This window comes from Chitinophaga sp. (genome assembly GCF_039596135.1).
In the GTDB taxonomy this organism is placed as follows: Bacteria; Bacteroidota; Bacteroidia; order Chitinophagales; family Chitinophagaceae; genus Chitinophaga.
In genome coordinates this window covers 1-22,283 of record NZ_JBCNKH010000021.1, presented here as the reverse complement: position 1 = coordinate 22,283, position 22,283 = coordinate 1, and the positions used below count along the sequence as shown (strand labels likewise).

The window sequence follows — 22,283 nt, the reverse complement described above, 5'->3', positions numbered from 1 at the left end:
AAAATGCGGGTTGTAATAACCCGCATTTTTTTATAAGATCAACTCCATCTGAATATTACATCTTTCATAAGGAGTAGCGCGCCCGGCTACTTTTTTAAACCCTAATTTCTGGTATAATCCAATGGCTGGTTTTAAAATTGTATTGCTTTCGAGGTAAAGGTTTTTAGCACCTAATGAACGGGCTTTTTCTACGATGGCGCTACCTAGTTTATAGCCTACGCTTTTGCCTTGCGCCTTAGGAGATACAGCCATCTTAGCCAGTTCGTATTCGTATACAGGATCATCCATTTTGATCAGTGCACATACCCCTACCGGCGTGTCGCCATCCAGGGCTACCAAAATATATCCACCCTTGTCAAGTATGTATTCATTCGGATGATCCAGTGCTTTGTAATCAGCAGGTTCCATTTTGAAATACGTATTGATCCATTCTTCATTCAGATCGCGGAAAGCCTGTTGATAGGCAGGTGTATATTCCACAATACGAATGGTATTGCTTTCTCTTTGTTTCTTCGTTTCCAGTACACGGCGCAGCAGGCTTTTTTCTTCCAATAAGAATTCCCATTCCTCAATCGCCTGCCAGAGGTCATTTCTCGTTTGGGAAGAGATCTCATTAACCGCCTGTTCTACATCTTTATATTGATCTGCAATCTGAAGAGCGGTTTCCTTTCCTTTTTTTGATAACTGCACCACGTTCCGGCGGCCGTCGGTTTTATCCTTTTTCTCCAGGAGGTAACCGGCTTTTGCCATTTCGGTGGTGATCTTACTCACAGATGGGTGGGTATGACCAATTTCTTTGGCGATGGCGGTGATGGTTTTGCCCTCCCCTTTGGAAAGCACGTAGAATACCGGGAACCATTTCGGTTGCATGTCTATACCGTAGAGGCTGTAAATCTGTCCCGCGTCCTCGGTAATCTTTTCTGTGAGCAACCGGAGCCGGCTGCCAAGCGCCATTTTGCCCGCTTCTTTGAAGAATTCCATTGTTGACATAATTTACGTAACTAGTTACGTAAATGTACTGACTATTTTCTGAATTGACATCATATATGAAAAATCTCAATAAGTTGGGGTATCTTTGTCCTATTCCAAATGACCAATACCTATGAAAAGATCTATCCTATCCCTGCTCCTATGCCTGCTATTTGCCGGCACCAGTCATGCGGGCTGGTATGTTTGCTATAATTTCAAAGGGAAAATCGGAGACCGACCTATTCATCTCTCTGTGCAGCTGCTGCGTGGGTATGGAGATGACCCGGAAGCCATTACTGTAAAAGGGGTGTATATGTATGATAACCTGAATGAACCGATTCCCCTCAATGGTATACTCAACGAACGTACCCATATGGTTTTGAAAGAAACCATTAATAACCAGCCGAATGCGATGATGGATTTCCTGTTTTACGGGAACAAGATGAAAGGCACCTGGATGTCACTGAAAAACAACATGACGCCTGAAACACTAGAACTGGAAAAAATCGGGGAACTGATTGATACAGTCGCCACTGCGAAGATCAACCCCATCGATATTATCCAGAGTGCCAGCCTGAAAGATAAGTACCTGGTAGGGGTGTATAGCAAGAAGGTCATTGGCAAACAGGCCGTGATGCGGAAACTGAAGATTGTGGATAAAGTGACGAACAAAGTGACCCAGGAGATTGACTTTGAAAATGTAAAAACTGCCAGTGGAAATGTGTGGACGATCATTTACGGCAACACCATTGTAGATGATATTAACAATGATGGGAACAAGGATATTACCGTGTGGAATGATGTTGGAAAGAGAGGCGGGTACCTGTATATTATGTACGATCCCAGGAAAAAAGCATTTGTGTTGAATCCGACACCTGAGGCAGATGAGATCACGCCTGCAAAAAATTGATATTTCTTTTTAAAATAAAAAACGCTTTTGCCTGCGGCAAAAGCGTTTTTTATGATGTGGTATTAACACCATTTTATGCTTTATAGGTCACATTCAAAGTGATTGGCGTAGCTGCCAGCGCCTTTGAAATAGGACAATTCTCCTTCGCACCCTTCGCAATCGCATTAAACTGCTCTTCGCTCACCCCCGGAATGGCTGCCGCTACCAGGTCCAGCGTAATCCCTGTAATACCGGGAATAGAAGGATCCAGTTCTACAGTCGCCTTTGTATCCAGGTCGCCAGCTGTAAAGCCAGCCTGTGTAAGCGCTGCGCTCAGTGCCATGGTAAAACAACCTGCATGGGAAGCACCCAGCAGCTCTTCAGGGTTTGTACCTGGTCCATCGGCAAAACGGGCGTTAAAAGAATACTGTGTATTGGCCAGTACGGTGCTCTGGGTAGAAATATTGCCTTTACCTTCTTTTAAATTACCATTCCAGTGTGCGTTTGCTGTTCTTTTCATAATATCTTGTTTTTGGGTTTTTTGTGTATTTGTTTGTTGATGTAAAATTGCCTATTTCCTATGGTAAAAATTTTAACCCGGGTTAAAATGTCAGAACCGATCCTTTCAGGTATTTTAGTTTCTGGAAAGCCGCCGATTCCTTAAAACCGGCATCCAGCCAGAGTTGTTTACATTGGGGATTGGCATATAAGATTTTTAGCGGGCGGGGGTTTCGGAGCAGGCTCTCCATCACCTGGCTGATAAAGTCATCCATGATCACCTCGTCAAAGGGGTTGAACAGGAAGATCACACCTACCTGGTCCGGAATATCGTATTTCCTGGCATCTGCACATACAATATCCACTTTACAGCCTGCATACCTGTTTTCCAGTGCCGTGGCGGTTTCCAGTGCATCGCCATACAGCTTTGGAGAGAAATCAATCCCTGTAATATTGGTAAACCCATAGGCTGCAGCAATGGCCAGTACCCTGCCTTTTCCACATCCTACATCCAGGAAGGTCGTACCCAGTTCATGCTTTTCCACATGGTCCAATAACCAGCTACCTGTATAATAATTTACCGGTTCATACATAGATGCATGCTCCAGCTCTGCTGCCGGTATATGTGTCACCAGGTCATCTGTGCCAATCGTCTTTACGCCAAATTGTTTTTCTCCGCGAATCTCATACCAGATGATAAAAAATGCCATGCTAAAGCCCCAGTGCCAGACGATATAGAAAAAGTAGGACACGTATTTCATTGGGGGTGTCTTTTTGGGTCTATGAACGTGGCTATTTTACAATTACGGTATTGAATATAAGTATTTTTCGACAAACCCATCCGGTCTCACCAATATGGCGACCTTTGGCGGCAACATACGCATTGGATAAACGGGGATATTGTTTTGCAGCTCCCCATTCCAACCCTTGCCAGTAAACAAAACATAGCCGATACCTACTACATCCAGCGAGGATATTATCTTTCCATTAACAGTGATCCACTCATGTGGTACACGGGTACCAACAGCGCCATTGAGGGCATCGGCTTTCAGGTAGGTTTTTTGTTTTGAATACCTGTATTCCGGTAAACCAGCTATGCCTGCTATGTTATGCATGGCAATACGATGACTACGCTTTTTAAAACCCAGTTTGTTGAGCGCAATAACAGATAGCATACTGCCCATTATCTTCATCATATTTCCTCTCTTCTTTTTCAGCAATCCATACTCATCTGCCCAGGCACCGGAACTGACAGCATTTTCATACCCGACAGGTTGTCTTTCTATATCATAAGTATCCAGTAGTGTACTATCTGCTTTTTCATTTAATACAGCAGCCAGTTTCCAGGCCAGGTTATGCACATCCTGAACACCGGTATTTGCACCTTTACCACCATATGGCGGCATGGTATGCGCAGCATCGCCTGCCAGGAAGATACGGCCATGACGCATATTGGTTACTACTTTCACAGTGGGTTGCCAGGGAAGGATGCTGAGAATTTGGATCTTTTTTCCAGGAAAACCGACTACGGTGTTTAATATGGCTATCAGTTCTTCCTGTGTATAATCCCTGTCATTTAATAAATGAAAGACCCAGCGGTCAGTATTATTAATAGCCGTCAATAAGCCCTTGATACCAGGAGTATCAACCAATAATAAACTGAATTCCCTGCCTTTCACTTCTGCTGAAAGATCTGCCTCAAAGTAAATATTGAGTAGTTTACCAAGAGCGCCTACTCCCATAGTAGCGGCCTGCAAAGTGCTACGAATATTACTACCTGCACCATCAGCAGCAATCATATAATCAGCTGTCACTGTCCATTCTTTTTCTCCACTCTGCATGACAGCGCTCACCCCATTTTCATCCTGGGAAAAAGAAATACATTTAGTTTGAAAGTGTACATCTGCACCTCTTTCAATAGCTGCCTTTAATAATACCGGTTCTGATAAATCCTGTGTACATCTTGCACCCTGCTCCGGGCTATAACTGTCCAGGTTCGCCGCCTTCACGATCAGTTCAGGACCTCTCGTTTTTTTATGCGGCTTACGGTTTTCCATAGCAGCTGCAATAGAAACGCCACTCAAAATACCCCATGCAGGCGCCAATGCCTTCCCGGCCTCACGGATGGCATCGGTCAGACCCAATGAACGGAATAATTCCATACTGCGAATATCAAAGCCCCTGGCGCGGGGATGAATAGAAGTGCCGGCATGTTTTTCCACCAGCATAGGAACGATACCCTGTTGTAAAAGAAATAGCGCGGCAGACAAGCCTACCACGCCCCCGCCGACGATCAGCACGGGTACATGTTGTTGTGTTTTCATATACCAAAGATGCTTGTTGTAGCGCCCGGACAATGGCATATTCCGGAATGTTTTGTGCCTAAAACGGAGTATTTTGCAGATATGCCCGACCAACAAAAATTCCCCGGTTTTGAGGAAATCAAAAACCTCCCGGATAATGATGTTCCATATGTGAACAGCCTGATTCTACCTGAAGCCACGGGGCAGCACCGCTTTATGAAACTGGGAGAGATTTCTGTCTCGGATGGCCAGCTATACATTATAGATCCCCGCCTGAAAGGTCAGACCCTCCGGCACTTCAACGATGCACCAATTGTTGAAATGAACTTCACACTTGAAGGCCGTACCCTGCAGCAACAAAGTTATCTGAAAGAAGAACTGGAATTCGTAAAAGGTTATCACAACCTGATGTACAATGCCGGACAATGGGAACAGAACCGTTTTGTTGGCGATGGTGCGCACAATACATTTACTATCCATATGACCACAGACCGGTTTGCACAGTTATTCGCACCTTACTACCCACATATAGTCGAAAATCTGCAGGCAGAACGTCCATTCCTCATACAGCAACCAGCTGTACATTATACACCTCAAATGCTGTCTGTCATCCATGCCATCTGGAACAGCACGCTACAGGGGAATATGAAAAAGCTGTTCCTTGAAACGAAGATGATGGAACTGATGATGCTGCAAAATGAATTATTCACTCCACGCATAACGAAAACAGATATATTAAAAAGCAGGGATGATATTGACAGAATTTACCTGGCGAGAGAAATTATACTGAAAGAAATGCAAAACCCGCCTACCCTTTCTCAACTAGCCCGCCGGTGTGGGTTAAATGAGTTCAAACTGAAAAAGGGATTTAAACAAATCTTTAACAACACAGTTTTTGGTTACCTCAATATAACACGTTTGGAACATGCGAAAATGATGCTCCTTGATAATCAGCTCACATTATCAGAAATCGCATTCGAAACAGGTTACGCTCACCTCCAGCACTTTAGCCGGGCATTCAAAAAGCATTTCGGCGTCACCCCTGGTTCCCTTACCAGATAAGGGTTTCAGCGGAAATTTAGAGTTTGGCATTCTATTTGGCTATTGATAGGTATAAAACAACTTGTTATGAAAAAGATAGTTCTTATTACCTGTTTAGTAGCCATTGGTTCAATATACGGTTATAAGGCAGACGCGCAGGTGAGGTTTAATGTGAACGTGAATATTGGCAGCCAGCCAGTGTGGGGCCCTGTGGGTTATGACTATGCTGAATATTACTACATGCCAGATATCGACGCATATTATTATATACCAGAGCGCCAGTTTATATACCTGGAAGGTAGCAGGTGGGTGTTTGCACCAGCATTGCCGCCACGCTTCCATTATGACCTGTATCGCGGTTATAAGGTAGTGGTAAATGAACCTCGTCCTTACCTGCACCCGGGTGTTTACAGGGAAAGATATGCGGGATACAGAGGTGCCTGGGGCCGTCAGTCAATCATCAGGGATTCACGTAATCCCCGTTACTTCGCTGCACAGCCACATGGTGATGGTCCGAGAGGCGGATATTATGGTGGAAGAGGTCATGACGGTGGTGGTTGGGACAGAGGCGGACGTGGTCATGAAGGACATGGCGGCGGTTGGAATGGTAATGGAAGAGGTCATGACGGTGGCGGGTGGAACGGCGGTGGACATGGCCGGGGTGGAGATCACGGCAGACATGACCGCTAATTATTTAAATGAGTCATTTCTCACTAATCACTATAAATCACAAGAAATAAAAAGGCCCCGACATCTGCCGGGGCCTTTCTTATTAAACTTCTTGCAGCTCCTCCTGCTTGCGGAGATAGATACGGGTGTACCGGAGGTTCATCCATTGTACACTATCTACTTCCAGAGGTGACACTTCTTCCAGTTTCTCTTCGAGTTGTCTGATGGAAATCCTGCTGGCTCCCAATTCTTTCAGAGAGGCATTTAATAACGCTTCAACTGCGCCGTCGTCTTTAGCATCTTTTAATTGGACGATTATCTTCGACGCTAATTCTGCTGTTTTCATGTCATTAATCAATTTTTCCGTTAACGTTTTATCCACATTCTTAAGAGCATATCGTCGGAAGCGTCTACCAGCTGATAACTATCCGGCACTTCATCCCCCATACTATAATAGGTGACTAATCGGGTGCCCGAAACCCTTTGATCCATTATTTCCTGCATGTAGCGGGAATAATAGTCATAAAGATTAGCTGAATAATTGATCTGCTGATCGATACCATCTTCCGGTTTCAGATGTTCAAAAAATGAATTGTAAAAGTAAAAACCATCGTACTGGTCTGCGTTAAAACGGGTGAAGTTGCCGGATATAAAATCGGCATTTTCCACCTTTAGTACTTCCTTAGCTTGTCTGGCGTACAGATACAGCTCTTCTCGTTGTTCTATTCCGTAAAAATAAGATTCTGGATGAAAATATGCCCCTATCAGGCAGAATTTACCAACTCCACTACCTATATCCAGGACCCTGGAACCCGGCTTGTGCGCCAGGAACGCAGCAGCCGCAGTAGCGATCTGAAGCGGTGTCCAGTGCCTCTTTGACAGTTGTTGAATCCCTTGTGGATAGATTTGGTCAAAGGCATTATCAGAAGTAAACAATTGCGCATTACCACGCGAGTCACTCATTAGCATTCCGAGGTCAAAGGTAACCTGATTCCGGCAGGAAAACTTGAAAAAGTTGATTAAAATATTGCCAGAATTAGGGTAATATTCTACTTGAATTTATTAAGTAAAATAGAGAGTTGATGATAAACCGGTCCTGGTCAGGGTTTGCGAATGTATAAGATAATTCCCTATTAGTACCGTGTTCATAGTCAATATCGTTATGCCCCATATTTACATAGACCATTTTATATCGTTTGTTGGTCCAGGCCACGGGGTAATAGCCACTATGCCATATTTCGCTGGGTTTGGGCCCGGTACCCAGGGGAAAACTGGCCGGGTCGATGGACAATAAAATGGTAATATCCTTATTCTTCCGGAGGTCGTTAGACCATCTATACCATTCATTCGGTGCTGACCGGAAGGTATCCGGCAGGTCATGAACAATTCTATGCTGTTTGTTTTCTACTCTTAATACGGCGGAAGTTGGCCGCCAGGTATTGCTCCCATATGATCCGGAACCCAGGAAGGTATTGTGATACCAGTCCCAGTCCTGGTTGTACGCAGAGGGAGTAAGGGCGAAGGCGGAAAAGTGAAATCCCATCCAGGCACCGCCATGTTCCATATATTTTTGAAAAGCTGCTCTTTGAGCAGGGGCTTCCGGACGGGTGTCCAGGAAGAGAATGACGTTGTACCTGGCCAGGGTATCGGGGTTGCATTTGCTCCAGTCGTTGGTAGAGTCGTAGGTCCAGTGGTATTTGGCGAGGGCAGCGGGGAACCATTTGTTGGCTTCGTGCACAAAGCTGATGTGGGCAGCGTCTTCTCTGGCGGTGTAGAAGGCAAGGATTTTCTGGGAAAACCCAGGGGTGAGGTAGAGGAGTAATGCTATGAATAAGGATAGTGATTTCATAGCTCAAGTATACTACAACTTCACCATTACTTCGGTATTTAAAGGGTACTAAAAGGGCACCTCAATATCCCTTGGATAATGAGGTGCCCTTTTGGTGACGAATTGGTGACGAAAAAGCACTATAGTTTCATTGAAGGGAAGGTAGCCACAGGCCCTGGCTTACCAGGGGGGAATTGCTTTTCTGGCAAATTTTTATTATCTTCCAATAAACCCATTATCCCCATTGCTACGCTTTATTCTCAATAATGAAGACATTGGTACCGGCCTCCCCCCAGGTATGCTCCTGCTGGATTACATCCGGTACTACCAACACCTGCCCGGCACCAAGACAGGCTGCAATGAGGGCGACTGCGGTGCCTGCACCGTACTGATCGGGGAATTGCGAAACGGTGCCATGCACTACCGCTCCTTTACCTCCTGCCTGACCCCTTTGGGAAATGTAAGAGGTAAACATGTGGTGACTATTGAAGGTATTAACCTGCCAGGTTCACTCACCGCCGTGCAACATGCCATGCAGGACTGTGCCGCCACCCAATGTGGTTTCTGCACACCAGGTTTTGTGATGTCCCTCACGGGATTTTGCCTGAGCCATAAAGCCCCTACGCTGACAAATGCCATTGCCGCCATCGACGGGAATATCTGTCGCTGCACCGGCTATAAATCCATAGAAAGGGCTGCCGCAAGGGTGGCGGAAATACTGGAACCCCGCAATGGCACTACGCCCGCACAATATGCTGCCGGGGCACATATTTTACCTGAATATTTTGTACATATACCGGCACGGTTACAGGCACTCCATAGCACCCTGGAATCGGCTGATGATGTGAGGGCGCAACCAATTGGCGGGGGCACTGATCTCTATGTTCAGCAGCATGACGCCCTTGGAAAAAAGGCGCTACGATTCCTGTATGATCAACCTGCCCTCAAAGGCATCTGGCAGGAAGGCAATAAATGCATCATGGGTGCCGCCACTACCGTATCGGACATGCTGGCATCTCCCCTATTACAGGCTTACTTTCCTTATCTAAGTAAATACCTGAAAAAGGTGAGCTCCACCCAGATCAGGAACATGGCTACCATAGCCGGGAATTTTATCAACGCCTCCCCCATCGGGGACTTATCCATTTTCTTCCTGGCGCTGGATGCTACCCTCGTGCTCAGTGACGGGCAAAAAGAAAGGGAGCTCCCCCTCAGACAATTATTCAAAGGCTATAAACAACTGGACAAATCAGGCGATGAATACATCACCCGGTTCTGGTTCAACCTGCCTTCCCAAAATACCTTGTTCAACTTTGAAAAAGTGAGCAAGCGCACCCACCTCGATATTGCCAGCGTGAATACCGCCATCAGTATCACCATGCAATACGATATCATTGACGATATCCGCATTGCTGCAGGTGGGGTCGGACCTGTACCACTATTGCTGAAGGAAACAGCCCGGTTCATGACAGGCAAATTATTGACTGAATCCCTGATCAGGGAATCCAGCTTTTTGTTGCAAACGGAAGTCACCCCCATCTCTGATGCCCGGGGCACTGAAGATTACAAACGGTTATTATTAGCACAATTATTCAAGGCTCATTTCATTACCCTGTTTCCACAACTGGAAACAGCCATCCTGATCCGATGAAGAATATAGACTCCGATACGCACGTCACAGGTACCTCGGTGTACCTGGATGATTTGCCACTACTACAGGGCACGCTCTTTGCCGCTGCCTATGGCTCCCCTGTGGCACATGGCATACTGCGCCGGCTGGAATTGACAGAAGCATTGCAGATACCGGGTGTAGTACGCATTTTCACAGCACACGACATTCCGGGAGAGAACCAGATCGGTGGAATTATCCCCGATGAACCACTCTTTGCTGACCACCATATTCATTTTGCAGGCATGCCGCTGGCGCTGGTGGTAGCGCACAGCAGGGATGCGGCCAGGGCAGCCGTGAAGAAGATACAGGCTATCATTGATCCATTGGAAGTGATCACGAATCCAAGAACCGCACAGGCGAAAGGAGAACTCATTATGCCACCCAAATCAGTGATACTGGGAGATACAAATAGTACCTGGTCCCAGTGCACACATATCTTTGAAGGCGCTATTGACATCAACGGGCAGGAACATCTTTATATAGAAACACAGGGCGCATATGCCATTCCACAGGAACATGGGTCATTGAGAGTATATTCATCTACCCAGGGCCCAACGGCTGTACAAAGAACGATTATGCGGGTGCTGGGCATACCTATGCACCGGCTAGAGGTAGTAGTAACCCGCCTTGGCGGCGGATTTGGCGGCAAGGAAGACCAGGCAAATACCTGGGCAGCACTCTGCGCACTGGCTGCACACCTGCTGAATAAACCGGTGAAATACTCCCTGCACAGAATGGAAGATATGGCCATGACAGGAAAACGCCATCCCTACATGGCCGATTTCAAAATAGGGTTAGATAGTGCGTTGAAAATACTGGCCTATGAGGTTACTTTTTTTCAGAATGCCGGGGCCAGTGCCGACCTTTCGCCTGCCGTACTGCAACGAACTTTATTCCATTGTACCAATGCCTACTATATACCCAATGTAACTGCGACTGCATACAGCTGCAGAACACATTTACCCCCCAATACTGCATTCAGAGGTTTTGGCGGGCCACAGGGCATGTATGTGATTGAGGCGGCTATTGCAGCAGCAGCGGCAGGTTTACATATTGATAAGGCACTGATTCAAAGAGCCAACCTGATTCAGACAGGGGATGCATTCCCTTATGGACAGTTAGCAGAAAGTGAAGCCACCGCTTGTTGGGATAAAGCAGTAGCATTGTACGACCTGGATAATATACGTACTTCCATCCATGCTTTTAACGAAGCACATCTGTTAGTTAAAAAAGGGTTTGCACTGATGCCGGTTTGTTTTGGCATCTCATTTACGAATACGTTGATGAACAATGCACGCGCACTGGTTCATATATATAGCGATGGTAGTGTAGGTATCAGTACCGGTGCAGTAGAGATGGGGCAAGGTGTGAATACAAAAATATTGCAGGTTGCTGCGCAAACGCTGGGTATTGGTTATGAGAGAGTGAAGATCAATGCGACCAGTACTTACACGATTGCCAATACATCGCCGTCTGCAGCAAGTGCCACGGCGGACCTGAATGGCAAGGCTACCTTGCTGGCCTGTAAAGTGCTGTTAGAAAGGTTATTGACTTTGGCAGCCACAGATTTAAAAACCAACCGTGAGCAACTCACCATTCAAAATGAAGTCGTATTACTGGATGGTAACCCTACCGAATGGAACTGGCTTCGACTTGTAAATACTGCCTTTGTGCAACGAGTTTCTCTTTCTGAGCATGGCCATTATGCCACGCCCATTATTCATTATAATAACGAAACAAGCAAAGGACATCCTTTTGCCTATCATGTATATGGCACAGCTATTATTGAAGTCACTATAGATTGCCTGCGCGGTACATATGAAACTGACAGCGTGAAAGTGGTACATGACTTTGGTGTAAGCATGAACCCTGATATTGACAGGGGACAAATTGAAGGTGGCATTGTTCAGGGCATAGGCTGGATGACGCTTGAGGAAGTGATTTATAACCAACATGGCAAACTGTTATCGAATGCATTGTCTACCTACAAGGTTCCGGACATCTATGCTGTGCCCAAAGAAATTCTCATTGACCATTTACATACTACGAATGACAACATGGCCATCTTCCGCTCAAAAGCTGTGGGAGAGCCACCACTCATGTATGGAATAGGTGCATGGTTTGCGCTAAGGGATGCCATCCTGGCTTTTAAGCCGGATGCAGTGATTCCGTTTGTTGCGCCTATGACACCTGAAAGAGTGTTGATGGCATTGTATTCAAAACAGCCTGTTCCAGCCCATGAAGAAAAAGTTAGTCACCTGGGAATTGATTCGTGAAAGTCTGCTGCAGGATATTCCTGTCATGCTGCTCTATGTATTGCAGAGTGAGGGGAGTAGTCCCGGCAGACAAGGATTTTTCATGGCTGTCAATGCTGTGGGAAACATGGCGGGATCCATCGGAGGCGGGATCATGGAACATAAATTTGTGGAAATGGCCAGGGAACAGTTGATGCAGCACCAGGAAGTGGCCGTGGTGCGCAGACAGGTGCATGATAAAAGTAGTCCAAGAGATCAGAGTGGTATGATCTGTTCCGGGGAGCAAACTATTTTACTGTACCGTGTGGATAAAAAAGATGTTGGTTTGATTCAACAGATTATTAACTGCCTTTCTCAATATAGAAATGGATTGTTGCAATTATCGCCTGCGGGATTGGAGTTTAAGGAACAAACAGGAAGGTCCGCATTTGTTATGCTTTCGCCTGATGACTGGCGCTATACTGAACAACTGGGGTATCAAGATCATTTGTACCTGGTTGGTGGCGGACATTGTTCTTTAGCCTGTTCCAAGATCATGTCTATGCTGGATTTTTATATTCATGTATATGATAACAGACCCGGGCTGAATACTTTTTTGCGGAATGAATGGGCACATGAAAAAGTAATAGTAGAAGATTATAGTCAACTGAAAGGAATGATACCTGAGGGGCCTCACAGTTATGTAGTCGTTATGACCATGGGGTACCGCAGTGATGATGTTGTGATCAGGGCCTTGCTCTATAAGCAGTTCAGGTATATAGGTATGTTGGGGAGCGAGGCGAAAATAAAGCAGTTGTTTGAGGAGTACCAGGCAGCAGGGATTTCCCCACAGTTATTGCAGCGGATTCACGCCCCGGTAGGTATGCCTATTAAGAGTCAGACCCCGGAAGAGATTGCGGTTAGTATTGCAGCGGAAATAATCAGGGAGCGGAATGCGGTTACTCCCGGATGACGGTACCTACTATATAACCATAAGGCTCATCTGTAGCAATGAAAATTTCATTCTGATTGCTCATACCAAATTGCTCGAGGTTAAAGAGAATGTGATGCTTGTTGGGCATTTTCAGGGTAATCTCCTGTACCTCAGGATAGGCTTCCAGCACAGCTTCGCCCATGGCATACAGGGTTTGCTGTACAGACAGGCTATTGTGGCCCGCAAAGGTACCCAGCAAGGTAGCCCGGATATTATCAAAGATGGCGCTATAATCTTTAAGCGGTCCTTTGTAGATCCAGGTTGCTTCACATTGGGTAGCGAGAATGCGGTCGCTGGTTTCTTTTAAGGTAGTATAAGGATCTTTGATAAAGTGCTCAAAACCGGAGTCAGTTGTTTTGAGAATAAGCAGATCGGTAATACCACTGGCAATGGTGGTAACTGCCGCATTGTAAACGATCCTGGTCGTGTGCTTTTCTGTACCTCCACTGATGTAAGCATGAGGCGTAAGTCTTGACCACGCAGCTTCTGCTATTTCGACTGTAGCAGTAGATACCTGTTGCTGGGTATGTACAAAATGTTCTGCCAGGTGAAGGGCAAAGGCTTCTATGCTGGTGGTAAAATGCTCTTTGGCAAGGGCATACACTGTGTTCTTTTGTGTGTCCGTTGGCAGGATCTTCGTGTTGTCTCCCCGTGTATGGGCGGTTTCAAAATCGCCTTGCAGGGATACATTGACAGTAATCTGCCTGAATTCATCATATTCAGGGTGACGGATGATTTTGGATAATTGAACGGCGTTTTTGCCGTATGAATTTTCGCCTAGTTTGATCATGATGGTTAACATTTACTTCTCTAATTTAAAAAATTAAATGCCTATTTTTAAATAAGAACTCATATATGTTTGACCTGGCTATAAAAGGGAACCGTATTATTACTCCCGATGGTATTCGACCGGCCGTGGTACTGATTAAGGATGGATTGATTGCAGATGTTGTCACTGTTATACCCGGCGATGCTGTTCAAAAAATAATCGACATAGAAGATTATGTATTGATGCCTGGCATCACTGATCCGCATGTACATATCAACGAACCGGGCAGAACTGACTGGGAAGGGTTTACTACAGCTACCCGTGCCGCACTGGCCAGTGGTATTACTACCCTGGTAGACATGCCACTGAATGCGCACCCCGTTACTACTACTGTGGCCGCACTGGAAGAAAAGATCAGGGTGGCTAACCTGTATACCAATTGCGGCTATTGGGGAGGTGTAGTTCCGGGTAACCAGGATGAGTTAGAACCCTTGATTGCCCACGGTGTATTGGGGTTCAAAGCATTTTTGACCCATTCCGGTATTGAAGACTTTCCCAATGTGACAGAAGAAGATTTAAGAAAGGCCATGCCTGTGATAGCCAAACATGGTTTACCCCTGCTGGTACATTGTGAGTTATCCACCCCGATGCCGGCATCTGTAGTGGGTACCTATTCAGCCTACCTGGCTTCGCGCCCCGCTGCCTGGGAAGAAGAAGCCATTGCCCTTATGATACGCTTATGTGAAGCATATAATTGCAGGGTGCATATCGTACACCTTTCTGCAGCTGCTGCATTGCCGCAGATCATCAAAGCAAAGGCACAGGGATTGCCACTGACGGTTGAGACAGCGCAACATTATTTATACTTCAACGCAGAGGGCATTCCTGATGGCAATATGGCGTTTAAATGCGCGCCGCCTATTCGGAGTCAGGAAAATAATGAACTCCTGTGGTCAGCCTTAAAATCGGGTATTATTGACATGGTGGCTACGGATCACTCGCCCAGTCCCCCAGGATTGAAACAGGGTGATTATGTAACATCGTGGGGCGGAATATCGTCCCTGCAGTTAGCCTTGCCCGCTTTATGGACAGCGGCGAAAAAAAGAGAAGTATCACTGACCCAGATTGCACAATGGTTGTGTACCGCCCCCACACTGTTAGCAGGCACCCAAAAGCACAAAGGAAAAATTGCGAAAGGGTACGATGCTGACCTGGTGATCTGGAACCCCGATCAATCTTTTGAAGTCATTCCTGAAAACTTACAACACAAACACCCGATTACACCTTATGCGCACGAAATGCTGGATGGTGTGGTGCTCCAAACCTACCTCAAAGGTGTAAAAGTATATGACGAAGGTGTATATACTGCCGCGCCACAGGGGGAAAATATCTTACGCTTATGAGTACAGCCACCATACTTGCACGGATACAGGCACTGGCAGCTATCAGTGAAGATCATCACTGCCTGACCCGCACCTTTGGGTCTATGGCTTTTATGAAGGCCAGCCAGGTGATATTGGGGTGGATGCAGGAAGCGGGATTGTCCGCACGGATAGATAATATTGGCAATGTACGTGGCAGGTTAATTTCTAAAAACCCCCATGCCCGTACACTTGTCTTTGCCTCCCATTTTGATACTGTGGTCAATGCAGGAAAGTGGGATGGGCCACTGGGTATACTAATGGCACTGGATGTGGTCAGTTCCCTTGAAATGGACTTACCCTTTCATATTGAGGTTGTCGCATTCTGTGATGAAGAAGGGGTGCGGTTTCATACTACCTATCTTGGAAGTAAGGTATTGACAGGAGCCTTTGACAGGCAGCAGCTGGAGATACAGGATGCTGGGGGGACTACATTGGGGGATGCCATTCGCCTTATGGGAGGTAGCCCGGAACTGTTAGCAGCAGATCAGATTCCGCCAGCGCAGTGGCTGGGGTATTTTGAAATACATATTGAACAGGGACCTGTATTGTATGAAAAACATATTCCAGTGGCGATTGTTACTGGTATAGCAGGTCAGCAACGCAGCCAGCTGGTCTTTAAAGGGATGGCAGGTCATGCAGGTACGGTGCCGATGACCATGCGGCAGGATGCACTTTGCTGTGCGGCGGAGTGCATTGTGATGGTGGAACAATGGGCCATGCAGCATAGGGACAAGGTAGTTGCTACTGTGGGCACTTTGCAGGTGGTACATGGCGCTTCGAATGTGATTCCGGGTGAGGTGGTGTGCAGTCTTGATGTAAGAGGTGAACATATTGACACTACGGAATTGTCGCACCTGCTTACCGCTATTTGTGAAAAAAGAAATATCAGTTTTGAATGGAACATTGTGCAGGAAACAAGACCCGTGAAGTGTAATGAGGAACTTACCGGTGTACTGGAAAATGCTATTCAATCTACTGGTATTGAAATTGTAAAACTCGTGAGTGGAGCGGGTCACGATGCGGTAGCCGTATCAGCCATAGCCCCTGTCTGTATGCTCTTTGTACGTTGTTTCAAAGGCATCAGTCATCATCCGCTGGAAGATGTGGAGCCTGCTGATATAGAAGCATCCCTGCAGGTCGCCCACGCATTTATTCAACAACTTATCAGATAAACATATGGAGATTTCAGCACTCACCCGTTCCGTTGTCAAAAGTAGTCACGCACTGATATGCCCCGATGGGCATGTAAACAGTGTAGTACCCGGATGGACGAATTGTACAATCAATGTGCTCATCAATGAACAGATGGGTGCAAGGCTATGCCAGACACTCATCACTATGAAGGCGGAGAGTATTGTGAGTGGCAGCACTGCTGCTTCCCAGATTTTCTTTTATGTGATGCAGGGCAACTGTATTGCCAATGGCACCCCACTCAGCGCCGGCCAGTTCGTTTACTTCCCACCCGGAGAAACATACCAGTTTGAGCAAGCCAGTGCCGGTACACAGTTGCTCACCTTCCACAAGGTGTATGAACCACTGGAAGGATACCCCACGCCTACCATTCTGTTTGGTGACAGTGCACATATACCCGGGCCTGCTTTTCTCGGTGATCCTGCTTTGCGGTTACAGGTACTGTTGCCGGAAGATCTCTCTTTTGATATGGCTGTGAATATCTTTACCTACGACCCCGGTGGTCACCTGCCATTTGTAGAAACACACATCATGGAACATGGATTGCTATATCTTCAGGGACAAGGTGTATATATGCTGGATCATCAATGGTACCCTGTTAAAAAAGGAGATGCTATCTGGATGGCGCCGTACTGCCAGCAGTGGTTTACGGCCATGGGCAAGGAACCGGCGGTATACATCTATTACAAAAATGTAAACAGGTTTCCCACCACCATATGACGCTCGATGCACTCAATCATTTACCCCAGCCTGCGTTGTACACCGCCCTGCAGCAATGCTGTGGATCACATGCCTGGGTGGAAAAGATGATAGCAGATTTTCCCATGGCGGATAAAACAACTTTGCTGGATGCAGCCCGTAAACATTGGCTGGCATGTACCCCCGCGGATGGTTTGGAGGCATTCAGCCATCATCCCCGCATCGGCGACCAGCCAGCTTTGCACAAAGAACAGGCGGGTGTGGTCAATGCAGATACAGCTGTGTTGCAGGAATTAGCCACCGCTAATCAACGCTATGAAGCAAAATTCGGCTACATCTTTATCGTATGCGCCACCGGCAAGTCTGCCACCGAAATGCTGTCCCTGCTCCATGCCAGGATGAACAATACCCCGGACGAAGAAATTAAGATCGCCATGGCAGAGCAAGGGAAGATTACACACTTACGTCTTGAAAAACTACTTGCATGAGCCAGTTGACCACCCATATACTCGATACCTCACTGGGTGCCCCCGCCCGTGATGTATCTGTTACTTTATTTGCACTGCATGACGAGGAGTGGGTGCAACTCGCCTCCCGCCTCACCAACAATGATGGCAGGGTGACTGACCTGCTGGATGCCGCGGCCCTCCTGCCCCATGGCCTGTATAAATTACATTTCAACACACAGGAATATTTTGAGCGCAATTTCACGACTTCCTTTTTTCCATTTGTAGAGATTGCCTTTTTTGTAAACAGCCATGAACACTACCATGTGCCGCTCCTGTTGTCACCCTTTGGCTACTCTACTTATCGTGGTTCTTAAACTGATTAAACTATGCAACTATCTATTCCCGACTCTGACAAACATGCCCTGCTGGGTACCCTGAAAATAGCAAACCTTGCTTTTCAACAGACCTACCCCGGCGATAAACCAGACAGGCAACCCATACATACGGTGTATGGCGGCGCTAACCTGTTCAAGGCTGATACCTGTATCAGGATGGGTGAAATTGCCCTGCAACATTTCCATACGTATGCACCTGACAGCAGCATACTGGCAAAGGCGTTGAACTGGGAAGACACCGGGCTTGCAGAGATTATATACAATAAGATCATGCTTAAATTACAAACAGAACCTGTTGAAGATTTTCGTATCGATTTTGAAGACGGGTTTGGAAACAGACCTGATGACGAAGAAGATGCCACAGCCATCGCAGCTGCTATTGAACTGGCAAAGGGCATGCAGTCTGATACCATCTCCCCTTTCATCGGCATCCGGATCAAACCATTTACTGAAGACCTGAAGCAGAGAAGCGTGCGCACACTGGACCTGTTTTTAACTACTTTATTACAGCATACAAAGGGGGTTCTTCCTGAAAACTTTGTTGTGATGCTGCCTAAAGTTACCATTCCTGAGCAGGTTACTACTTTGGTCCGTTTCTTTGAAGTACTGGAAAAAATACTACAGCTGCAGCCCGGTACTTTGAAAATGGAAACAATGGTGGAAGCGACCCAGATCATTATGGATGAAGAAGGGCGTAACCCCCTGATGCGCATTATCCGGGCAAGTGAAGGGCGATGTATAGCTGCCCATTTTGGCACGTATGATTATACTGCTTCCTGCGGCATTACGGCAAAGTACCAGACTATGGCACATCCTGTATGTGATTTTGCACATCATATGACGAAGGTAGCACTGGGGGGAACAGGGATTTTTTTGTCTGATGGCGCTACTAATGTGATACCTGTCGCATTGCATAAAGGTGATTACCTGAATTATGCACAACTGGAAGAAAACAGGGAGCATGTGCACCAGGCATGGCGTACGGGTTATGGTCATACCATGCATTCGCTGATTAATGGGTTTTACCAGGGCTGGGACCTGAATCCGGCACAATTACCTATGCGGTATGCAGCGACTTATCATTTCTTCCTGAGCAATTATGAGGAGGCTTTATTCAGACTGAAAACATTTGTGGAGCGGGCTGCCATTTCTACTTTAAATAAAGACATCTTTGATGATGCTGCCACCGGGCAGGGGTTGCTGAACTTCTTTTTGAAGGCTATTAATTGTGGGGCGGTGTCGGAGGAAGAAGTGGTAGCAACAGGGTTGACAATGGAAGAGATCAGGACGAGGTCGTTTTATAGGATATTGGAAGGGAGAAGAGCAAAGATCAACATTTGAGAACTTCAAATGTTGATCTTTGGGCGCGGCCTGCGGCCGGCAAAAAACTTTTATATGCGGGCTGTGATCCACATGGTGGCTGTTATTCCAGCTAACACTGCCCCGGTTACACGTACATACTTATATGCGGGTATCCGGCTTAGCCATATCAGCCATGGCATCACAAAGAGTATTACGATCAGCTGCATCAGTTCTATACCTACATTAAACCCTAATATGCTCAATCCCATTCTCGTGGCATCCAGTTGTAAATTGGCCAGCGTACCGGCAAATGCCAATCCGTGTACCAGGCCGAAACCTGCTGCTACCCACGCTTCCCGACCGGGAAAGAGGGGCCGCAGTGCATGTACTGCCGATACTAATATAGACACTGCAATCAGTACTTCTACCGGTTGCGAGGGTAATCGTAACCAGCCAGCAGCACCAGCCAGCAATGTAATGGAATGACCAATCGTAAATGCTGTCACGATCTGTAATAAGCGTATGAGGGAATACCTGGTGCCACCGTAACCATCCCACCGCTGTTGCCTTACCAACAGTGGTGCAGGTAGTAGTAACACTAAGAGAAACAACAGGTGATCTGTACCTGCTGCTATATGTTGCATACCCAGTGCCACCATACTGCTGAATCCCCGCCACAGGCTGCCCTGCTCCCGGCTCACGACCAATGGTTCTATGGTGCCACTCCTGACATCCAGTTTGATTACGCCAACCTCCGAAGATTGTTCTCCATACTTACCTCTCTCCCAATCCTGACGAACTGATACGAGTGCTTTGTGAGAGCTGACTTCGGCAATGATTGCATCGTAATGCAGGCTGAAATTACGAACAGATGTACCCTTTACAGGTTCCATCCACAATGTAGCTGTCACCTCATTATAAGGGCCTGTAGCCGTTTGCGCTGCAGATTGTATATGCAGGTCTTTTACCTGCACCGTCCAAGGGTAGCCTTCCAGGCTTTGCGGATGTATATGTGCCAGCAGGTATGCACGCAACGCCGGGCCGGGCTCAACTTTGTGCCCAAGGGCCAGTTCCAGTTCGCTCAGTGGCAATTGCACTTCTGCAACAACACCATTGGATTTAATATCCAATAATATTATTGAATTCGGCATGGGGTGTGCCTTTGCACCCAGCGCACCTACACAGCAAATGAGCAGCAAAAAGTAATATCGCATACAATAAGATTAGAAAGTAAAGCTGTTGCCGTAATCCCTTTTATGGTCCCTGTACACACTGTGGTAGTGGATCTGTGAAGGATATACTACCCCCGTCTGGCAAACGAATTCTATCCATACGCTTGGGCCATCGATACGTACATAATCAGCATTGGTAGCCAGTGTAGCATTGCCGGAATAAGCAATATAAGTACTGCTTAACTCACTGCTGTAAGTACTGAGCAGGCTTGCAGCGGTAGCACTGTCTGCATCGTTTACCCACGGTTTCATGGCGGCTAATACCAACGCCTGTTGTGCACTGGTGAGAGAGCTGACAGCGATGCCTGATTTAGTTGTAGGGAACTGTCCGTCTTCGTTAGGGCCTAAGAGTACATCGCTAAATTTGGTGGTCAGCAGGGCACTTGCCAGTTCCGAAGTACTGAGAGAGGCGAGCATGGCCACCATAGCAGCCTGTTCCTGTGCCAGGGGGGCATAGGTGGTGCCACTGGATGTCCAGCTTTTGGGTTCGATACCTTCAAATCTTGGCGTAGCACCGGTTACAGCGCCACCGCTGAAAGTGATGTTTACTGCCAGGTGGTGGCCACCGAATTGCAATTGCCAGGTACCGGTGGTAGAAGGCGTACCTACGAATGCAATGAAGTAGATACCGGAACCATAGCTACTGCTACCGCTAGCGGTATTCAACACATCGTCTGCTGCAATGATCTGGGTGATTTCGTCATATCCTTCGTTGGCAGCAGTACCTGAAGCTGCTACTACGACTGCTTTTGCAGCGGCGAGCTGTGTACTGCTCAGGGAGGAGTATTGCAGACCATTGCGACAACTGCTACCACAGGGGAGGTTAGACCACCTGATGGCATAGGTGCTGGAATAGCTGGTGACGAGTGATGAAAGCTGTGAGCTGGAAAGCGTAGCTTCAAAGGCTTCGGCCAGGCAAACTACCTTGGCAGTGGTGTTGGCCGCGGAACTACAATCTGATGTCGCAGTAGTGGTGGTAGTATCAGTTGTCGTGGTACTGTCTGTAGTGGTAGAAGTCGTCGTCGCGTCTTTCTTACTACAGGAAAATAACAGCATAGCCGGAATGATGGCCAGTAAGCTGAAATGGATCGTGCGCATTTTCATGTTCTTGTTTTTGGTGAAGGGAAAAGGCTTTTCATGCTGGTTTATGCATAGGACCTGCAATTAAAGACAAGGTTTAGCCTTTCGGGGGGAAATTGGGGTCAATGAACGGTTTGTTGTGGTGAAAATCAGGATTTGAAAACATCGAAGAATGCGGCTTCGTAGCTGCTGCCTAAAGGGATGTCGGATCCTGCGATGAGGATTTGTTTGTTACGTACATTTTCTATGGCGGAGAGGGCGACGATGTAAGAGCGGTGCACACGGATGAAGTCTTTCGGGGGTAGTTTTTCCATGATGGCTTTCATGGTCATGCGGACAAGGAGTGGTTTTTGGGATTTGAGGTAGATTTTGAGGTAGTTGTCCCAGCCTTCAATATATTGGATGTCGGAGATGAAGACTTTTACCAGGCCGTAGTCGACACGGAGTACGAGTTGTGGGGCCTGGGTGGTGTTCTGGCGGCGGCTGGCGGCTTTTTCGACGGCTTGCTGGAAGCGGGCGAAGGTGAAGGGTTTGAGGAGGTAGTCAACGGCATTGACTTCGTAGCTTTCGACGGCGTAGTCGCGGTAAGAGGTGGTGAAGATGACGAGGGAGGGTTGGGGGATGGATTTGTAAAAGTCGAGGCCC

23 protein-coding genes are annotated in these 22,283 nt (G+C 47.0%); 12 read left to right on the top strand and 11 right to left on the bottom strand.

Annotation, left to right across the window (positions count from 1 at the left end):
• Positions 1 to 30 precede the first annotated feature (30 nt).
• Complete coding sequence (locus tag ABDW16_RS14420; RefSeq protein WP_343670616.1) at positions 31 to 981, bottom strand: bifunctional helix-turn-helix transcriptional regulator/GNAT family N-acetyltransferase; 951 nt, start codon at positions 979 to 981, stop codon at positions 31 to 33.
• A 121-nt stretch (positions 982 to 1,102) separates the two neighbouring features.
• Between ABDW16_RS14420 and ABDW16_RS14415 the strand changes: the two genes are divergently transcribed.
• The gene (locus ABDW16_RS14415; RefSeq protein ID WP_343670615.1) at positions 1,103 to 1,879 is read left to right on the top strand and encodes a hypothetical protein; all 777 of its coding nucleotides are present in this window, start codon (positions 1,103 to 1,105) and stop codon (positions 1,877 to 1,879) included.
• Positions 1,880 to 1,952: 73 nt separating this feature from the next.
• Here ABDW16_RS14415 and ABDW16_RS14410 read toward each other — a convergent pair whose 3' ends face one another.
• From ABDW16_RS14410 to ABDW16_RS14400, 3 genes are all read right to left on the bottom strand, one after another.
• The gene (locus ABDW16_RS14410; protein WP_343670613.1) at positions 1,953 to 2,378 is read right to left on the bottom strand and encodes an OsmC family protein; all 426 of its coding nucleotides are present in this window, start codon (positions 2,376 to 2,378) and stop codon (positions 1,953 to 1,955) included.
• An 82-nt stretch (positions 2,379 to 2,460) separates the two neighbouring features.
• Complete coding sequence (locus tag ABDW16_RS14405) at positions 2,461 to 3,117, bottom strand: class I SAM-dependent methyltransferase (RefSeq protein ID WP_343670611.1); 657 nt, start codon at positions 3,115 to 3,117, stop codon at positions 2,461 to 2,463.
• 42 nt (positions 3,118 to 3,159) lie between these two features.
• Positions 3,160 to 4,680 carry an FAD-dependent monooxygenase gene (locus tag ABDW16_RS14400; RefSeq protein WP_343670610.1) on the bottom strand — a complete coding sequence of 507 codons (1,521 nt, stop codon included), beginning with the start codon at positions 4,678 to 4,680 and terminating at the stop codon, positions 3,160 to 3,162.
• A gap of 9 nt (positions 4,681 to 4,689) precedes the next feature.
• Here ABDW16_RS14400 and ABDW16_RS14395 point away from each other — a divergent pair, with 9 nt between their 5' ends.
• Both ABDW16_RS14395 and ABDW16_RS14390 read left to right on the top strand, forming a co-directional pair.
• Positions 4,690 to 5,721: an AraC family transcriptional regulator gene (locus ABDW16_RS14395; protein ID WP_343670609.1), complete on the top strand. Its 1,032-nt coding sequence runs from the start codon at positions 4,690 to 4,692 to the stop codon at positions 5,719 to 5,721.
• A gap of 66 nt (positions 5,722 to 5,787) precedes the next feature.
• Positions 5,788 to 6,390: a hypothetical protein gene (locus tag ABDW16_RS14390; RefSeq protein ID WP_343670608.1), complete on the top strand. Its 603-nt coding sequence runs from the start codon at positions 5,788 to 5,790 to the stop codon at positions 6,388 to 6,390.
• Positions 6,391 to 6,472: 82 nt separating this feature from the next.
• Here ABDW16_RS14390 and ABDW16_RS14385 read toward each other — a convergent pair whose 3' ends face one another.
• The 3 genes from ABDW16_RS14385 to ABDW16_RS14375 form a co-directional block, all read right to left on the bottom strand.
• On the bottom strand, positions 6,473 to 6,715 hold the full coding sequence (locus ABDW16_RS14385) for a hypothetical protein (protein WP_343670607.1): 243 nt from the start codon (positions 6,713 to 6,715) through the stop codon (positions 6,473 to 6,475).
• 20 nt (positions 6,716 to 6,735) lie between these two features.
• Entirely contained in the window at positions 6,736 to 7,332 is a 597-nt protein-coding gene (locus tag ABDW16_RS14380) for a methyltransferase domain-containing protein (RefSeq protein WP_343670606.1), read from the bottom strand.
• 73 nt (positions 7,333 to 7,405) lie between these two features.
• Complete coding sequence (locus tag ABDW16_RS14375; RefSeq protein WP_343670605.1) at positions 7,406 to 8,218, bottom strand: ThuA domain-containing protein; 813 nt, start codon at positions 8,216 to 8,218, stop codon at positions 7,406 to 7,408.
• A 223-nt stretch (positions 8,219 to 8,441) separates the two neighbouring features.
• Between ABDW16_RS14375 and ABDW16_RS14370 the strand changes: the two genes are divergently transcribed.
• Genes ABDW16_RS14370 through ABDW16_RS14360 form a run of 3 tightly spaced genes read left to right on the top strand, consistent with a single transcriptional unit; the run spans position 8,442 to position 13,076 of the window.
• Entirely contained in the window at positions 8,442 to 9,848 is a 1,407-nt protein-coding gene (locus ABDW16_RS14370; protein WP_343670604.1) for an FAD binding domain-containing protein, read from the top strand.
• Positions 9,845 to 12,145, top strand: coding sequence for a molybdopterin cofactor-binding domain-containing protein (locus ABDW16_RS14365; protein WP_343670603.1), 2,301 nt, complete (start codon positions 9,845 to 9,847; stop codon positions 12,143 to 12,145). The genes ABDW16_RS14370 and ABDW16_RS14365 overlap by 4 nt, the downstream gene beginning before the upstream one ends.
• Positions 12,108 to 13,076 (top strand): XdhC family protein, encoded by a 969-nt coding sequence (locus ABDW16_RS14360; protein ID WP_343670602.1) that lies wholly within the window; start codon positions 12,108 to 12,110, stop codon positions 13,074 to 13,076. Before ABDW16_RS14365 ends, ABDW16_RS14360 begins: the two co-directional genes overlap by 38 nt.
• Here the strand turns inward: ABDW16_RS14360 and pucL are convergent.
• Complete coding sequence (pucL, locus tag ABDW16_RS14355; RefSeq protein WP_343670601.1) at positions 13,063 to 13,887, bottom strand: factor-independent urate hydroxylase; 825 nt, start codon at positions 13,885 to 13,887, stop codon at positions 13,063 to 13,065. The two genes, ABDW16_RS14360 and pucL, sit on opposite strands and share 14 nt — an antisense overlap.
• 65 nt (positions 13,888 to 13,952) lie before the next feature.
• Between pucL and allB the strand changes: the two genes are divergently transcribed.
• From allB to ABDW16_RS14325, 6 genes are read left to right on the top strand one after another with little or no spacing between them, the layout of a single operon-like run.
• Positions 13,953 to 15,269 carry an allantoinase AllB gene (gene allB, locus ABDW16_RS14350; protein WP_343670600.1) on the top strand — a complete coding sequence of 439 codons (1,317 nt, stop codon included), beginning with the start codon at positions 13,953 to 13,955 and terminating at the stop codon, positions 15,267 to 15,269.
• Positions 15,266 to 16,462, top strand: coding sequence for a M20 family metallo-hydrolase (locus ABDW16_RS14345; protein ID WP_343670599.1), 1,197 nt, complete (start codon positions 15,266 to 15,268; stop codon positions 16,460 to 16,462). The genes allB and ABDW16_RS14345 overlap by 4 nt, the downstream gene beginning before the upstream one ends.
• A gap of 4 nt (positions 16,463 to 16,466) precedes the next feature.
• Positions 16,467 to 17,201, top strand: coding sequence for a (S)-ureidoglycine aminohydrolase (gene allE, locus ABDW16_RS14340; protein WP_343670598.1), 735 nt, complete (start codon positions 16,467 to 16,469; stop codon positions 17,199 to 17,201).
• Positions 17,198 to 17,668 carry a 2-oxo-4-hydroxy-4-carboxy-5-ureidoimidazoline decarboxylase gene (gene uraD, locus ABDW16_RS14335; RefSeq protein WP_343670596.1) on the top strand — a complete coding sequence of 157 codons (471 nt, stop codon included), beginning with the start codon at positions 17,198 to 17,200 and terminating at the stop codon, positions 17,666 to 17,668. The genes allE and uraD overlap by 4 nt, the downstream gene beginning before the upstream one ends.
• Positions 17,665 to 18,003 carry a hydroxyisourate hydrolase gene (gene uraH, locus ABDW16_RS14330; protein ID WP_343670594.1) on the top strand — a complete coding sequence of 113 codons (339 nt, stop codon included), beginning with the start codon at positions 17,665 to 17,667 and terminating at the stop codon, positions 18,001 to 18,003. The genes uraD and uraH overlap by 4 nt, the downstream gene beginning before the upstream one ends.
• 12 nt (positions 18,004 to 18,015) lie before the next feature.
• Complete coding sequence (locus tag ABDW16_RS14325; protein WP_343670593.1) at positions 18,016 to 19,365, top strand: phosphoenolpyruvate kinase; 1,350 nt, start codon at positions 18,016 to 18,018, stop codon at positions 19,363 to 19,365.
• Positions 19,366 to 19,415: 50 nt separating this feature from the next.
• On the opposite strand, the gene ABDW16_RS14320 is transcribed toward ABDW16_RS14325, so the two are convergent.
• The 3 genes from ABDW16_RS14320 to ABDW16_RS14310 form a co-directional block, all read right to left on the bottom strand.
• Positions 19,416 to 20,540 carry a HupE/UreJ family protein gene (locus ABDW16_RS14320; RefSeq protein WP_343670591.1) on the bottom strand — a complete coding sequence of 375 codons (1,125 nt, stop codon included), beginning with the start codon at positions 20,538 to 20,540 and terminating at the stop codon, positions 19,416 to 19,418.
• Positions 20,541 to 20,549: 9 nt separating this feature from the next.
• Positions 20,550 to 21,662, bottom strand: coding sequence for a DUF3500 domain-containing protein (locus tag ABDW16_RS14315; protein ID WP_343670589.1), 1,113 nt, complete (start codon positions 21,660 to 21,662; stop codon positions 20,550 to 20,552).
• A gap of 125 nt (positions 21,663 to 21,787) precedes the next feature.
• A partial coding sequence (locus ABDW16_RS14310) for a LytTR family DNA-binding domain-containing protein (protein WP_343670587.1) occupies positions 21,788 to 22,283 on the bottom strand: 496 nt, incomplete at its 5' end.